This window comes from Lysinibacillus sp. RS10 (assembly GCF_041956855.1).
Lineage (GTDB): Bacteria > Bacillota > Bacilli > Bacillales_A > Planococcaceae > Lysinibacillus > Lysinibacillus xylanilyticus_A.
This window is the reverse complement of record NZ_CP167122.1, coordinates 2,862,848-2,877,669: the sequence shown is the minus strand read 5'-3', so window position 1 is coordinate 2,877,669 and position 14,822 is coordinate 2,862,848. Positions and strand designations below refer to the sequence as shown.

16 protein-coding genes are annotated in these 14,822 nt (G+C 33.7%); 14 read left to right on the top strand and 2 right to left on the bottom strand.

Annotated elements, in window-relative coordinates; all coding sequences use genetic code 11:
* Positions 1 to 963, top strand: coding sequence for a sugar phosphate isomerase/epimerase family protein (locus tag ACB089_RS14735; protein WP_374967073.1), 963 nt, complete (start codon positions 1 to 3; stop codon positions 961 to 963).
* Positions 964 to 1,272: 309 nt separating this feature from the next.
* On the top strand, positions 1,273 to 2,373 hold the full coding sequence (locus tag ACB089_RS14730; RefSeq protein WP_374967072.1) for an ABC transporter ATP-binding protein: 1,101 nt from the start codon (positions 1,273 to 1,275) through the stop codon (positions 2,371 to 2,373).
* A 232-nt stretch (positions 2,374 to 2,605) separates the two neighbouring features.
* Here ACB089_RS14730 and ACB089_RS14725 read toward each other — a convergent pair whose 3' ends face one another.
* Positions 2,606 to 3,430: a helix-turn-helix domain-containing protein gene (locus ACB089_RS14725; protein ID WP_374967572.1), complete on the bottom strand. Its 825-nt coding sequence runs from the start codon at positions 3,428 to 3,430 to the stop codon at positions 2,606 to 2,608.
* A gap of 459 nt (positions 3,431 to 3,889) precedes the next feature.
* Between ACB089_RS14725 and ACB089_RS14720 the strand changes: the two genes are divergently transcribed.
* From ACB089_RS14720 to ACB089_RS14700, 5 genes are all read left to right on the top strand, one after another.
* Complete coding sequence (locus ACB089_RS14720; protein WP_374967071.1) at positions 3,890 to 4,519, top strand: GNAT family N-acetyltransferase; 630 nt, start codon at positions 3,890 to 3,892, stop codon at positions 4,517 to 4,519.
* A 384-nt stretch (positions 4,520 to 4,903) separates the two neighbouring features.
* A complete protein-coding gene (locus ACB089_RS14715) occupies positions 4,904 to 6,598 on the top strand; it encodes an S-layer homology domain-containing protein (RefSeq protein WP_375122111.1) in 1,695 nt (564 codons plus the stop codon).
* 37 nt (positions 6,599 to 6,635) lie between these two features.
* The gene (locus ACB089_RS14710) at positions 6,636 to 7,247 is read left to right on the top strand and encodes a hypothetical protein (RefSeq protein ID WP_374967069.1); all 612 of its coding nucleotides are present in this window, start codon (positions 6,636 to 6,638) and stop codon (positions 7,245 to 7,247) included.
* Positions 7,248 to 7,304: 57 nt separating this feature from the next.
* The gene (locus tag ACB089_RS14705; protein WP_374967068.1) at positions 7,305 to 7,649 is read left to right on the top strand and encodes a DUF6176 family protein; all 345 of its coding nucleotides are present in this window, start codon (positions 7,305 to 7,307) and stop codon (positions 7,647 to 7,649) included.
* A gap of 391 nt (positions 7,650 to 8,040) precedes the next feature.
* On the top strand, positions 8,041 to 9,288 hold the full coding sequence (locus ACB089_RS14700; RefSeq protein WP_374967067.1) for an MFS transporter: 1,248 nt from the start codon (positions 8,041 to 8,043) through the stop codon (positions 9,286 to 9,288).
* Here the strand turns inward: ACB089_RS14700 and ACB089_RS14695 are convergent.
* Positions 9,225 to 10,052 (bottom strand): AraC family transcriptional regulator, encoded by an 828-nt coding sequence (locus ACB089_RS14695; RefSeq protein WP_374967066.1) that lies wholly within the window; start codon positions 10,050 to 10,052, stop codon positions 9,225 to 9,227. The genes ACB089_RS14700 and ACB089_RS14695 overlap by 64 nt on opposite strands.
* A gap of 159 nt (positions 10,053 to 10,211) precedes the next feature.
* Between ACB089_RS14695 and ACB089_RS14690 the strand changes: the two genes are divergently transcribed.
* The 7 genes from ACB089_RS14690 (at position 10,212) to ACB089_RS14660 (ending at position 14,789) form a co-directional block, all read left to right on the top strand.
* The gene (locus ACB089_RS14690) at positions 10,212 to 10,517 is read left to right on the top strand and encodes a hypothetical protein (RefSeq protein ID WP_374967065.1); all 306 of its coding nucleotides are present in this window, start codon (positions 10,212 to 10,214) and stop codon (positions 10,515 to 10,517) included.
* Between the two features lie 343 nt (positions 10,518 to 10,860).
* Positions 10,861 to 11,337 carry a hypothetical protein gene (locus ACB089_RS14685; RefSeq protein WP_374967064.1) on the top strand — a complete coding sequence of 159 codons (477 nt, stop codon included), beginning with the start codon at positions 10,861 to 10,863 and terminating at the stop codon, positions 11,335 to 11,337.
* A gap of 681 nt (positions 11,338 to 12,018) precedes the next feature.
* Entirely contained in the window at positions 12,019 to 12,480 is a 462-nt protein-coding gene (locus ACB089_RS14680; RefSeq protein ID WP_374967063.1) for a hypothetical protein, read from the top strand.
* 116 nt (positions 12,481 to 12,596) lie between these two features.
* The gene (locus ACB089_RS14675) at positions 12,597 to 12,818 is read left to right on the top strand and encodes a hypothetical protein (protein ID WP_374967062.1); all 222 of its coding nucleotides are present in this window, start codon (positions 12,597 to 12,599) and stop codon (positions 12,816 to 12,818) included.
* Positions 12,819 to 12,868: 50 nt separating this feature from the next.
* The gene (locus ACB089_RS14670) at positions 12,869 to 13,036 is read left to right on the top strand and encodes an SMI1/KNR4 family protein (RefSeq protein WP_374967571.1); all 168 of its coding nucleotides are present in this window, start codon (positions 12,869 to 12,871) and stop codon (positions 13,034 to 13,036) included.
* A gap of 64 nt (positions 13,037 to 13,100) precedes the next feature.
* The gene (locus ACB089_RS14665; protein WP_374967061.1) at positions 13,101 to 13,358 is read left to right on the top strand and encodes a hypothetical protein; all 258 of its coding nucleotides are present in this window, start codon (positions 13,101 to 13,103) and stop codon (positions 13,356 to 13,358) included.
* 1,257 nt (positions 13,359 to 14,615) lie between these two features.
* A complete protein-coding gene (locus ACB089_RS14660) occupies positions 14,616 to 14,789 on the top strand; it encodes a hypothetical protein (protein ID WP_374967060.1) in 174 nt (57 codons plus the stop codon).
* The last annotated feature ends 33 nt before the right edge of the window (positions 14,790 to 14,822 follow it).

Here is a 14,822-nt window from a genome sequence, read left to right as displayed (position 1 = left end):
ATGAAATTAGGCTTAGAAACGGAAACCTATCACTTACTTTTTCAAAATGGTCGAATGGATATTTTTGATTTTATTAGAACAACAGCAGAACACGGTTTAGATGGCGTCATGATTAATGTCATTGCTTATCCTGGCGATAAATATTTACATCCTAAGTGGGGAGCTCTTGGTGGCGCTGAACTGGATCATTTACAGAAGGTACGTCAGGAAATCGAAAAATATGGATTATACGCTGAGATTGACGCAAGAGGAACAGAACCTGACCATTTATCAGAGATTATCGAAGTAGCACATAAAATTGGTGCAGATGTGATTCGGACGTATTGCTGTCCAGGGAAATATGATAAAGAGTTACTAGATCAAGCGCCAAATAATATAAAAAAAGTTGTGCCACTTCTAAAAAAATATCGAATTAAACTTGCTGTTGAAAACCACGAGGAAGAAATAGCTGATGAAATCATACAAATTGTCAATGACGTAAACAGCTATTGGGTAGGCGCTCATTGTGATTTTGGAAATTCAATGATGGCATGGGAAGACCCGGTGGAAGCAGCAAGAAAGCTTGCTCCGTATACGTATACAACCCACTTTAAAGATCATATTATCATCGAAGCAAAAGATGGTTATAAAGTGTGCGGTGTTCCAGCAGGGCAAGGGAATATTAATTTAGATGAAATCTTTAAAATTATGGTGGAGCATTCTCCGTTAACAAGAATTAATATTGAAATGTGCTATCCATATGTAGCTCAGTTTAAAAGGGAAAAAGGTACTGGAGGGGTTTTTGAAGTAGGCGAAGGTGCGTTTAAAGTAGAGGATCCTCCATTTGATCGACATGTGATCGAGCCAGAAAATTATTATTATCCTGCTGAAGAACATTTAGAAGAGCTGATTGAAAAACAAATTCAAGGTGCTGAACAATCGATTAAACATGCAATAGCGCTAAGAGATAAGTATTGTAGATAACGTCAATTTTAATAGAATATTGGCCTAAGCGTAGGGTTGATTTCCGTTCCGACTGGACGCTTTCCTGGGGGCGTCCGATGAGCCGCTTGGGGCAACAGGATGTTGGTCACGAAGGCGTTATCACAGGACGTGATGGTTTTAGCCTTCGTTCCTCTGCCTGCTCGCTGCAGGGTCTCATCTGTGACGCTGATCCCCAAGGAGTCGCCCAGCCTCCACTCCAATCAACTTATATATGGTGAATGTTTCAATAAATGTCATACCCAACTTTTCGCGATAATCCGGAAAAAATCACAATATTAGGAGGCAATGATGGCTCAGCTATTATTCGAACATATTTATAAAAACTATGATAATGATACAACAATCGTAAAAGATTTTAACCTAGAAGTGCAGGATGGAGAATTTATCGTTTTTGTAGGACCTTCAGGTTGTGGGAAATCGACGACATTACGTATGATTGCAGGTCTTGAAGAGATTACAGATGGAAACTTTTATATTGATGGACAGCGGATGAATGATGTTGCACCTAAAGATCGAGATATCGCAATGGTCTTCCAAAATTACGCTCTTTATCCACATATGACGGTTTTCGAAAATATGGCATTCGGTTTAAAACTTAGAAAGTATAGCAAAAAAGAGATTGAAGAACGTGTAAAACATGCAGCGGAAATCCTTGGGCTTGAGGAATATTTGGAGAGAAAGCCAAAAGCTCTTTCAGGTGGACAACGTCAGCGTGTGGCATTAGGACGTGCGATTGTTCGAAATGCAAAAGTTTTTTTAATGGATGAGCCGTTGTCAAACTTAGATGCAAAGCTTCGTGTTCAAATGCGTGCTGAAATTTCAAAATTACACCACCAATTGCAAACAACAACGATCTATGTTACGCACGATCAAATCGAAGCGATGACGATGGCTTCACGTATTGTTGTGTTAAAGGACGGCATCATCCAACAAGTGGGTACACCTAAAGAAGTTTATGATAAACCAGCGAACGTATTTGTAGGAGGTTTTATTGGCTCTCCTGGAATGAATTTTTTCAAAGGTACATTAACGGAAAGTGCTTTTATTGTTGGAGATTGGAATCTTCAGGTGCCAGAAGAGAAGCTAGAGTGCTTTAGAAATAACGGGTATATGAATAAAGAAATCATCTTAGGTATACGACCAGAAGACTTCTCTGTTAGTCAAACATCTGTAGATTTCCCACATCAAACGAAGGTAACAGTCCAGATTGAAGTGGCAGAATTAATGGGTTCGGAAACATATCTCTATTCGAATCATGATGGTCAATCTTTCGTTGCACGTGTTGACTCCTCAACCGATGTGCAAAGCCAATCAAAGATGGACCTTATGTTGAATATGGAAAAAGCTCATTATTTTGATGCTCAAACTGAAAAAAGAATTATTTTATAAATCAGCATTATTGAAGTAGCTTACTATCATAAGATATCAAAAAAGAGATTTAGGTGATCTAAATCTCTTTTTGCTTTATCAAACACTACTTTATTACTTTTGCGCATAATCAGGTATGGGTTACTCCTTGGACACGATTGAATGCATCAAGTTTGCGAATGGTAGAACGAACATAATTTTGTAATGTAAACTCACTAATCCCAATAGATGCTGCCATCTCCTGTAGATGATCCTAACAATCAACTGTTTCATTATTTTCTATAAATATTTGAATTTGACAACTATAAGATTCTGTATTAAAGAAATCGTTATATAACTCTACTTCAATGAAGCTTCTTACTGTTAACTTATTCTCTTTTACAAATTTAATTATTTTATTTCTACGCTCCTCTTCATTTTCTTTACTATAAGCTATCGTTAAGTACTTTCCTTTTGGTAATGTTTTTATATTTTGTTCAGCTTCTAAAGCAGCATCTCCTTGAAGTCTACTAAAAACATACATTGGTATTACATTCGACTCTGCATTAACGTTGTAGAGGATCCCTCTTTCAAGTGACATTTTTCCGCCTTTATCTTGTATGCTCTTCTCTAAGTCTGAATAATATAGTAACTCCTGTAAACTTCCTACTTCTTTACATGGTGCTACAACTACATAACGCTGTTCAAAGAACTGAATAGATATGTCATCATTAATTAAAATATCTTTAGAAGTCTCTACCTTTATATTTAAACGATCAATGGTTTTGATGACTTCCTGCATTTTCTTTATTTGTTCTTCAGCTTCATATTTTTTTAATTGTAAAAATGCCAGTAATTCATCAGTATTACAGTTCTTAAAAATTTCTTGAAGTTCGACGATGCTTGTTTTTAATTCTCTACAGCTTTTTATTATATCTATATGAATAAATTGATCTATAGAATAGTATCTATAGCCTGTTGTTTCATCAATATATTTTGGAATAAGAATCCCCATTTTATGATAATAGCGTAAAGCTTTTATTGTAATGTCCTTCATTTTCGAAACTTCCCCAATAGAAAATAAGTGTTGCACCATCATCACTTCCTTTATATTTTTTCTTACAGAATCGTTGACTCTCCTCTTAGGGGAGACCTTATGATCATTATAGGGCATTTGCAAGAAATACTAAATGAATTTACCAGGTGTGTTGATTGGGAAAAAACAGGATTATTATTGGGCGATAAAAGGATTTTTTTGTTGCTATTTTGCTGGTATATTTCGATTTTCAACTGATTGTAGCGTAGGGCTACTCGACTCCCGCGGGAAAGCGAGACAGACGAGACCCTGAGGCCAACACGATGTTGGTCACGAAGGCATTGTCACAGAACGTGACGCACTTAGCCTTCGTTCCAATAGCGGAGGAAGCGGCTCGACGCTCGCCCGCAGGAAAGCGAGTAGCCCGTAGCGGAAATCAGCATCTTCGAATTAATTCGAATGTATAAAAATGGTTAATCTACACACCTATAAATTTACTTAAATAACAGGGAGTTTTTAAATATGGAAAAAGTCATATACAGAAGTCTAGTTAAAGAAGATTACGAAGCGGTTAAAGAATTGATTGGTGAAGCATTTGGTTTCAATGAATTTATTAAGGATAAGAAATTTTTAGATTCAGTATTAAACATCTACTTACACGGTTGCATTTTAGAAAGCTCATTTAGCAAAGTAGCAGAAAAAGACAATAAGGTTATTGGTATTATTTTGGGCCATGCGAAAAAGGACAATAACCGTTTAAAAAAAGCGCATAATATTTTCAGTTTTGCCTATTCCATAATAAAAGTACTCTTAACTAATAAGGAAAATAAAAAATTTATGAAAGAGTATGGGAAGGTTCAAAAGGCATATAAAGAACTGATACACGGAAAAGAAGATGATTTTCAAGGTTGTATAGAATTATTTATTGTATCGGGGGAATCTAGAGGTCTTGGGGTTGGTAAGGCTCTAATGAATGATTTGTTTAATTATACGCAAAGTATGGATGTGAAATCTTTATATTTATATACAGATAATAGATGTAACTATGGATATTATGACAGTCAAAACTTCGATCGTATAGGTGAAAAAGAAATTCAATTTGATTCAACAAAGGAAAAACTTAACGTGTATATATATGGTTATGATTTTTAATTAATAGTGATAAGGAGCTGGACTAATCGCTGCCAACACCTATAGAACCAAGCGCACACCGTATGACAGGTGTGCGCTTGTTTTCATTCAAAATGAACAACAAACTCATACGATACAAGATTATGAATTCCAATTTTTCACGGACAAGGATGAATAATTATCATTGAGGACAATTAATGGGAATAATTGATCGAAAAAGATATAGGAACAATAGCTACAAATAATTCATAAATTGCCCCCCTAGAGATCGAACACTAAACAAACCTCCAACTGTCCGATAAAAACCCCAGGTAGAGAAAACATTCATATATTGTTTTTCTCATGTAATACTGGTATAATTTTGGGAAATTTTATATAAAAGAATAGTTACATCGGGGGGCCAATTTGCTTAAAAGAAAAATCTGGTGCAAAATTTTATGCTCCATGTTAGTGATAATGATCTTGAATTCATTTTCATTAAACAGAACAGGTGACGATGAGTATAAAATAGATGAACCTAGCGAGAGGGTTTCTCTAGCATTACCGAATTCCACACAATTACATTTGGAAGCCAATGGTTTACTACTGCAAAAAACAACAAGTTCGTATAAAACGTATATTCGTTCAATGGATCAAACAACGGTCTATAATTTATTTGAAGATGGAGAAAACATGGGCTCCATCAAGGTTACTGTTCGAGAAATCGATAATGGGGATTTTTTCATTTTCACTCAATTCCAAAACAAAAGCAGTAAAGGTTGTAGTGCTACAATCTCATACCCTATCAGCGGAAATGTACGGTATGATTTGATAGATTTCGAACGACAGGAAATTCAACATGAGCACGATAATGTATCTGGCGTAGATCCAACCACTTATCCTATCGGTCTGTTAAAAATAAAGGAAAACGAAAACGAAAACGAAAACGAAAACGAAAACCTAGTTACTAATATGATGATAAGCCGAAACTACGTAACGAAAGAACTGATTAAAAAGTATGAAAACGGAGACAAGAGTGTGGTCCGGGAATTGACGAGTGAAAATAAGTCCTTGGAATTAATTAAAGATAATAAAGGCCTTACTGTAACTCTTCCACTTCACTCAGTAGGAAATGATTTATCTGAAAACTGGATGTTAGTTTCACAAGAGCCTCTGTTTAAAAAAGATAAAGCTCTCGATGAATGGATAAGTCAAAGTACCAAACATTACAAAGAAACTAACAAATGGTATACAGCCGAAGGGCCTTATACAAAACTCCCGTGGTCGATCGAACCTGAAACAAAGTTAGGATATGGGAGAAACCTAGTGAGGGTCCAAGATAGAAAAGTATTAAATTACTATGAAACTACACAGGAGCGATACTTCTACGATTTGCTATTAAATTCTATTGCTAACTTATTTATTTTTCAAGAAGATAAAAAAGGGTTATGGCAAACGGAATATACGAGTACGTGGTTGAAAAAGGATTACGGAATCAATGCTCCCTATATCGATACTAGGCATAACGAAAAAATCGCGTTATTCCTAAAAGAAACTGGGGACATGCTTGACATCAAAGAACTCAAAAACTCAACCATCATCTATGCGGATTTCTTGGTCAATCAGGCGAAAAATGGAAACATAATTGAAGTTCCCAAAGGTGGTTACCTTGTGACCGATTATTATTCTCCTCTGCAGACAAAGAAGACACATGTATCCTTAAATCACGCTTTAGGAGAAATGAATTTCTTACTAGAAACCTATCAACAAACAAAAGAAGAATCCTATTTAGACGTAGCCAGAAATATGAGACGGGGCGTTGAAAACATCGGAGAAAAATGGTTACGAGAGAATGGGGATGTGTGGTATCAAGTAAATGGTGATTTCACTTTTGAAGGAACTGATTATCCTCTCTTGACATTAGAAGATTTACTGAAGTCTCAACAATCATGGGAGGCAGTTGGAGAAAAACGAAGTGAAATATTTGATCGTCTCATTCGTTCGAAGGCACAATATCTTGTGGAAAGCAAACAGGAAATTCTTCGACCGGTAGCGAATTCTCTCATCAATCAAGGATTTGGAGATATCATTGAAGGATACAATCATATTCCTAAGTTCTAATAAACCTCATTATGCAAATAAATTAGGAGGTGATACGATGAATAAATGGCTAAGAGGTTGGAGCATATTCATTTTTTCAATTGGAGGAATAGTGATATTACTAATATTCGGGACTGTCTTTTCATTATTTAATTATAAGGCATCGTTGATACCAGATGAAAAAGAGGAGGAAAAGGTAATTTCACAAGCAAAACAATATATACAAGAGAAATATCCAACTATGAAATACGAAATCTCTCATGTCCTTTATGATAGTGATGATCAATACCCTGATTTTGAATATGCTGCAATCATTTTAAATACAGAAACACAAAAAACGTTCAAGGTTTATGAAAATAAAAATACGAAACAAATAGAAGACGATGTAACAATTCAAGAAGAAGCAAAATTCATAGAACAATTAAGACCAAAAGTTCATAGTTACATAACTAAAACATTTGGGGAACCGGAAAGTATTTCATTTACGCCTACCTATCATACAAGAGGTACACCTACGCTTAATATTAGGTTAAATAACAGAAAAGAAGAAGTAAACGAAGAAATGTTTCAATCTTTTATTGATTATTTACAGCATGAATTGAATGTTGAACATGCATATGTAAATTTTTTGTATGATAATGAAACTGAAGAATGGAGTACGGAATATTAAATAAAGCAAAATATAGCAGAATGAATGTGGATTATAAAAAGAAAGGAACAAAGTACAATGAATATTGAGTGCACGCGATATCGAGTGAAACAAAATAAAACAGAAAAAGTAAATGAGTGGTTGGCTTTCTTGAATGAAAATATGGAAGATGTACTAGTTACCCTTGAAGGCGAGAAAATGTACGTTGAAACGATTTTTCGAGAAGTTTTAGGTGGAGAAGAATATTTGTATTGGTATGTTGTTCAAGGGACAGGTGGAATTGATGTCGATGAATCAGAACATTGGATTGATAAAAAACACATTGAATACTGGGATGAATGTATTGATGAAACCTTTAAACCTGTAGCTTTACAAACTGAGGTAGTGATGATTCCTGAAAAGGTACGAAATTCTATGAAGTAAGCACTTCTTATACTAACGAGTGCTTTACTTGAAGAACCATGAGTTGCATATGCAGCTCTTTTGTTCTTTCTTGAACTCCCATGAAAGAACTTAATCATCTTTCATTTTCTGTGGTGAAGTGCTGATTTTTGCATTTCATGGATGGCTAACGGTGCAGTTGAGTTGAACAAATTTTTTCGGTATGTAGGGTCATACTATTGATTTATTTTGAAAGACTTATAAAAGGGTTATCAGAAACCATTCGTTATATAAAAGTTTTTGAAACATTACACTTAAACTACATGAAAATTAAAACATTAGTAAGTACATCATAATCTTGCAAGTAAAGCTAGCAATATGTGTAAAGAAATCACCTCAAATAAAAAGTACACTCAATAAGAGGTGATTTAATGTGTATTTAAAAGTTATAAAAAGCAATAGAAATGTATTACTTTACTTATTAGGAGCTGGGACTTCTAGTTTGGGGAATGTTATATCTGGGTTAGCCTTCCTATTTTTAGCTTATCAGATGACAGAATCAAATATACATACAACTGGTGTTGCAATTTCACAAGTAGTCCCTTATCTTATATTTGGGTTAATAGGGGGAGTAATTGCTGATTGGCTAGATAAAAAAAGGATATTACTAATAATTGACCTTATAAGAGTACCTCTAACATTATCACTAGTGCTATTTCACCAATTTGAGTTGCTGAACTATTGGCATTTAATAGTAGTGAGTTTCCTTATTCAGTGCCTAGGCTGTTTTATTAATCCTGCTCATAGGGCTATATTACCCATTATTACAAAGGACGAGGAAAGATCTTCTGTTAACAGTTTGCTTGACACAGTTACAAGGGGCATTACTGTATTAGGACCTATTGTTAGTATAGGTTTAATGAATACAATTAACGTTATACATTTTTTTACTTTCGATGCACTAACATACCTCATAAGTGCGATTCTTATTTATAAAATTCAATTTACAGAAAAAAATATCACAAGTGAAAGTTCAAACCAAAGAAAAATAAGTGAAATATTTATCTCAATAAGGGATTTTTCAATGTGGGTGAAAAAACAAACGACAATTCGAACCCTATTTATAGTTACAGTAATCATTGTGTTTTTCAATACCTGGGTATGGCAAGTCGGTTTATTATTGCAACTAAAGGAAACAACCCCAAATGGAGAGGAATTATATAGCTTACTTTTAGGATGGTATGGTGCTGCCGTTATTGCAGTAAACCTACTTATCCCATTAATTTGGAAAAAGTTAAGTGTGAAAATTTATTTGTTTGGCTCATTGATTTGGGGTATAGGCATTCTCCTTTTAGGATTTGCGTATACCATCCCATTGTATTTTATAGGGATATTAGTTGCAGCAATAGGCTTACCTATATCTGGCTTATCGCGAGTATATTTGTTACAAAAATATCTTCCCACAGAAAAACTAGGCAGGGGCTTTAGTTTTAATGCATTTCTTCTATATTTATCAAATGCTATTTCTCTTGGTGTATTTGGATTCATTTCTTCATTCTTGTCTACAAGAATCTTGTTTATAATATGTGGAATTATGATGATCATTTGTTCAGTCGCTTACTTATTAACCATCTCTCGAAAAGTACCAGGAGTAATGCCATATAATCGCTTAAATAATTGATTATAAACAGTAACAGATGAAAAACCACAGTCCATTGCAATTTTTAATATAGTTTTATTTGTTTTTTTAAGCATTTCCTGACTTCTGACAACTCGGTAAATTTGTAACCAAGAGTAAGGGGAAATCCCTAAGATGTCTTTAAAGTAATGGGCAAATTGAAATTTACTTAATCTCGCTACTTTTGCCATTTCATCCAAGGTCCAAGAATGCTGATAATCTTCTTTTAAAGCTAGTATTGTTTTGTAAATTTGTGGATCTATTGTTTTGTATATATTTGTATTTATATCCTGTGTATGGGTTCCAACAGCGCTTTTCAGTAACATTAAAGCCAATTGAGTGAAACTGTGTTCCAAAAATATTTCCATGGATCTTGTGTTATCTTTTTCAAGTTTTACGAAATCTAATACGAACTTAACCCAATTTGATATCTGAGAGTTTTTCTGGATACTTGTAGCAAACTGAATATCATTGTGAACAGGATATAGAGCTTGAGAAACTTCACTAAGAAAAGAAGGGTTTAATTCAATTAAAAATTTACTGTCATCTATTGCTAATTGTTTATGTTCATCTTGAGGGTTAAATAAAATAAATTGTTGATTATTAAGAGTAATCTGACTTCTGTTAGTTTGGTAATCTATAGTTCCTTTTAAAGAGTAAATAAATTTATAGCAATCATCTGAACGCCAGTTGCTCTCTTGGCTGAAATCTTTTTTAAATAAGAAAACTCCGTTTTTGTTTTCTAGTAGTAATTTTGTTGAGCGCACATAATCACCTTCTTAGTTATTATAAAAAATTGTATCACAAAGAGCAGGAAAATAAATGAGGCACGCATTAGTAGTTGGTGGAACAGGTATGTTATCAGGGGTATCACTCTGGTTATTAAATCAAGGGTATCATGTTTCAATCATCGCTAGGAACTCTGATTGCATGAAGGTTTAATAATACAGACTGACTTAGATAGTCATATCACACGACTATCTGTTGATTATAGTAATCATGATGAATTACAAAAGAAAGTGCATGCAACAATAAATAAAAATGGTGGTATTGATATTGTAGTAGCATGGATTCACTCGAATGCTCCAAATGCACTTAAAATAATTGCGAAAGAGGTTTCAATTAGTAAAAGTGAATGGGAGTTATTCCACGTTTTAGTCAGTAGTTCAGATTTAAATAGAATTAAGAGAGAAGTTACAATGTCTACGGGTTGTTCATATCATCAAGTTTAAGGTGGTTAACAAATAAGGAAATTTCTGATGAGGTAATTGAAGCTATTAAGAAAAGAAATAAATACTAACTATTGGACAAATTGACTCTTGATAGCATAGATGAAATTGACCGTTATTGGTATGGAAGTGGTTCATCACAAGATAACGGATCTGATAACTTTACGGAATATCAACAAAAATTTGTTTTTTACGCAAAAGGATTATCTGAAGAGGATATTGAAAGAGTTTAGTGATGCAAAGATTACAGTAGCGTGGACTGACAGTAATAATCAACAAGAAGAAAAACAATACAAAAGTAGATTTAATAGAGTTTAGTACGAATAAGAATTATTAGGAGTAAGTGATGGAGACTAAAATTTTGTATTACAAAATATTTGAAAAGAAAGTGGAGCCTATTGATTATGTTAATTGGGCTTGTGAAATGTTGGCAAATGGTATTTCATCTACATCCTTAAATATCCTTTCTTCCTTACGTGAACCTCTAAATATTTTTGAGGTAGAAGATTATTTTTATAGGGCAGTAAAGGAAATAGACATACAGGAACCTTCACATGAATATTGTGCCAAGTACTTCATAAGGTATTTATTAAAACAAATTATAGATGATGAATATAAAGCAATAGACAATGCATATGAAATTTATAAGGTGATTCGTGAACACTTTATTAACGATGAATGGAATGTATGGTATGAAATAAGTGAAATGATAGATGATTATCAGTTTGGTGATAATGTGATGAATATTACAGGGAAATCCCTAATCTCAAGCATTGTAAACGAAGCTAATAAACAATTGAAGTTAAACTTCTTATTGAACTAACGGGCCTTTACTTCAATATGGTTCACTTTTTTTCACCAATCCCTAAATCTATTAGAGAAACGAAGTAAGACGTAAAAACAAAAAAAGGCTGGGACATAACTGACCCAAATCATAAAAAGCGTGAAAAATCAATTTTAGAAACGTTGCTTCTCACGCTTTTTAATGTGAAATTTTTAAATTTTGCTTTGGAAATATACTTATGTCCTAGCGTCCTTATTTTTTTCTCAACAGTGTATCCCCAAGAGGGATTCCAATTACAACAACCAAAACCGTTAGAATTACCAGGGCTTGAAAAATAAAATACGCAACTTGATCGAACATCATATCTCTCCTTCTTTTCTTAATAATTCCTACCTTATATTCTGTAATTATCCAACTCCTATTGAAGAGTCAAATTAAACTAATAAAGCCCAAAATCATTTGTACTTTATTAGTTTAGTTTAGTTTATTTCATTACAACGTATGTATGCAGTCGTCACTTTTTATATTTTGTGATCTTCAACAATAGGGCACGATTGTTTAATAAGCTTCGCTGTTCTTCTTAAACTCCCATGAAAGAACTTAATCATCTTTCATTTTCTGTGGTGAAGAGCTGTTTATTGCGCTTCATGGATGGCTAACGGGGAGTTTAGTTCAATAAGAAGTGGTACAATACAAATAAAATAATCTGGGATTGATTAAATGGAAATAACAAATGCGGTTTTGGATAAAGTATTTTTCAATGATGGAAGTCTAAGGGATATTTATGTTATTGACGTTAATTTAACCAATTGGCAAAAATTTTTTGATTGGATTCGGACTTCTACTTGGGATATTGTTATTTACAAGGATGGACACGTAACAGTGTATGATGAAACTGATGTTGCCCATTTTTTTGAGGAAAAGGATAACCACAGTATTTTAATGTCTATTCACACCAATGGAGTTTTGATTAATTGCCATTTCTTTTCAGAAGAAGAGTTAGAATTCGATATTGACCCAAAAGAAGTTAAAAGTAAATCTGAGGCTAATGCTGTTTTTGAATTTATGAAAAATCTATCAAAAATTCTTGATAAAGATAGTATTCTTACTGGAGAAAACTCACCTGAATATCCATTGGTCACAGTTAATCCAGATGGAACATTGAATATAAGTGCTTGTTGAACTAACGGAGTGCTTTACTTGAAGATCAGTGAGCTGTTTAGACAGCTCACTTTTCTCATTGTGCTAACGGTGCAGGTTAGTGAAATATCATAGGTGTATCAAGAGGGGGAATTAATGTGACAAATATTCCGTATTCTGTTTGGATTGAAGCTGAACAGTGGGAACAGTTATGGAATGAAGATGATGATAATGCTGATGTTGTCGTAAGGTTTGATGGTGGTTCCGCATGGAAGGCAACCTTCTTTACTTATCAAAACATTTTTAGCATGGCAAAGAAAAATGAGGAAACAGGAGAATGTTTAAGAGGTAGTTATTTTTGGGCAAGTGAAATGATTTAGTTGAGGGAAATCACTCGGATTGATATTGAAGTGGTTATAAAAAACTAGAGATAGTAGAAAGTTTTAATGAACCAGCTGCTGAAACTGAAATTGCTAAAGCTGAACAAAAGATGGGAATTACGTTTCCCAATAGTTTTAAGGAATTATTGCTGCAACGAAATGAATATTTAGAGCAACGATTCGAGTACGTAGGAGTCGTAGGCAATTATGATTTATAGGTTAATTGAAGAAGGAAATAATGAATGGTTAGAGAAATCAATTTTATACGAGGAGGAAAGGTTAATGAGTAAAAGTTTACAACCTTTTTCTATTGTGTTCTTGGGAATATGTATTGTTTTAAGTTCATGGTTAATTTCCCAATCTTTAATAACCAATCATATAGCTATTGAAAAGACTGATAACGAACAAAATAGATATGATTTTATTACAATAGCATCCGATTACTTTATCATTTTTGATAAACAAAAAGGGGAGTATTGGATGAAAATCGGTTCTTCTGATTGGGAAAAACAGCAATCTTTTTCTAATCCAACAGAATAGCTTCTTCTGATGTTAGCTTTTTCAACTAACGAGGGCTTTACTTCAATAAGAAGTAGAGCTTGTTTCATATTGAGCTAACGGGGCAGGTTAGTTGAATAGTGTTGTTTAATTTTTGTTCAACTTTCGTGCCATTTTTTAGTAAGATATATAGAATTAACGTTAGCAGAATAATTGTGAAAGGAATTGTAGCCATTGTTAATTAATAAGTTCTATACAAAAGAGGTGATGTTATCACAAAATTTATTACGTTTTTTATCACAATTGGACTTGTATTAGGCGGGTGTAGTCAAGATGAAATAAATGATTCGACGAAACAGAGGGTTTATAGCAGTTCGTGGGATAGTAATCCCATAATTATTAAACAAAGAACCTATAACGGAGATTACGAAACAGTAAATGAGATAACTGATACCGAAAAAGCTGAAAACCTTATAAATGCTTTGAAAAATGCAGATTGGCAAGAGAATATTAAAGTAGATATACGCCCCCCAGACTATAGTTTCTCTTGGAATTCATTTGAACATGACGTATGGATAAATCAGGAATCCGAGAGAATAGCACTTTCGATTCATGGACAATCAAATTATGGAACTTTGACTAAAGATGTTACTGAAACTGTATTTGAGATATTAACAGATGAAAAATTTGAAAATTACAAGTAAAGAAAATGTTGTTTTTTTAATACAAACGGACGCAATTGTTGAATAAGCTTCACTTTTCTTCCTCAACTCCCATGAAAGAACTTAATCATCTTTCATTTTCTGTGATGTAGCGCTGGTTTTTGCGTTACATGGATGGCTAGCGGGGTGCTTTACTCGAAGATCATTGAGTTGCATAGTGAGTTCTATTTAATTATTCAATTAAAGGGGTGAGGCAAGTGAGTGACCGATTTGAACTAAGTTTTAAAAACAAGGAAGTTAGAATGTGGTTTGTTATTATGGTATCAATTTGCATAGCAGGAATATTAATTGCGATTTTCACTGAAATCCAAGACTTATATATTACAGGTTCGATTCCTTTAATTGCTTGGATAACATATTATATATGGAGGTATCTTTATAGAAGGAAACAGAAAAAGGAATCTTCTATTACTTAGTGGTTTTAGTTCAAAAGAATTGGTTAATTATTATTTCTAATTGAACTTGAACTCCCATGAAAGAACTTAATCATCTTTCATTTTCTGTGATGTAGCGCTGGTTTTTGCGCTACATGGGTGTCTAACGGTCAAAAAGAAGGATTTTAAAGGGAGGTGTCCAAATGGTTGGTTTAGTTATTGTACTTCCAATTATCTCGGTTTTGGTTGGACTATATTTTATAACTTTAGGGCTATGGGAATTAAAAGAAGGCGTAAATAGAAAACAATACATAAAGTATATGTTTACTGGCTTATTTTTGCTGGTAGTTTTACCCCCTATGATTTGGCTATTTTGAAGTAGCTTTTTTATGCCAATGGGTTAAGTATGT

Bases quoted from the DNA above. Each gene is read 5' to 3' on its own strand.
- ACB089_RS14660 (WP_374967060.1), top strand. From the start codon at position 14,616: ATGGTTGGTTTAGTTATTGTACTTCCAATTATCTCGGTTTTGGTTGGA.
- ACB089_RS14730 (WP_374967072.1), top strand. From the start codon at position 1,273: ATGGCTCAGCTATTATTCGAACATATTTATAAAAACTATGATAATGAT.
- ACB089_RS14725 (WP_374967572.1), bottom strand. From the start codon at position 3,430: ATGATGGTGCAACACTTATTTTCTATTGGGGAAGTTTCGAAAATGAAG.
- ACB089_RS14735 (WP_374967073.1), top strand. From the start codon at position 1: ATGAAATTAGGCTTAGAAACGGAAACCTATCACTTACTTTTTCAAAAT.
- ACB089_RS14705 (WP_374967068.1), top strand. From the start codon at position 7,305: ATGAATATTGAGTGCACGCGATATCGAGTGAAACAAAATAAAACAGAA.
- ACB089_RS14720 (WP_374967071.1), top strand. From the start codon at position 3,890: ATGGAAAAAGTCATATACAGAAGTCTAGTTAAAGAAGATTACGAAGCG.
- ACB089_RS14685 (WP_374967064.1), top strand. From the start codon at position 10,861: ATGGAGACTAAAATTTTGTATTACAAAATATTTGAAAAGAAAGTGGAG.
- ACB089_RS14680 (WP_374967063.1), top strand. From the start codon at position 12,019: ATGGAAATAACAAATGCGGTTTTGGATAAAGTATTTTTCAATGATGGA.
- ACB089_RS14710 (WP_374967069.1), top strand. From the start codon at position 6,636: ATGAATAAATGGCTAAGAGGTTGGAGCATATTCATTTTTTCAATTGGA.
- ACB089_RS14665 (WP_374967061.1), top strand. From the start codon at position 13,101: ATGAGTAAAAGTTTACAACCTTTTTCTATTGTGTTCTTGGGAATATGT.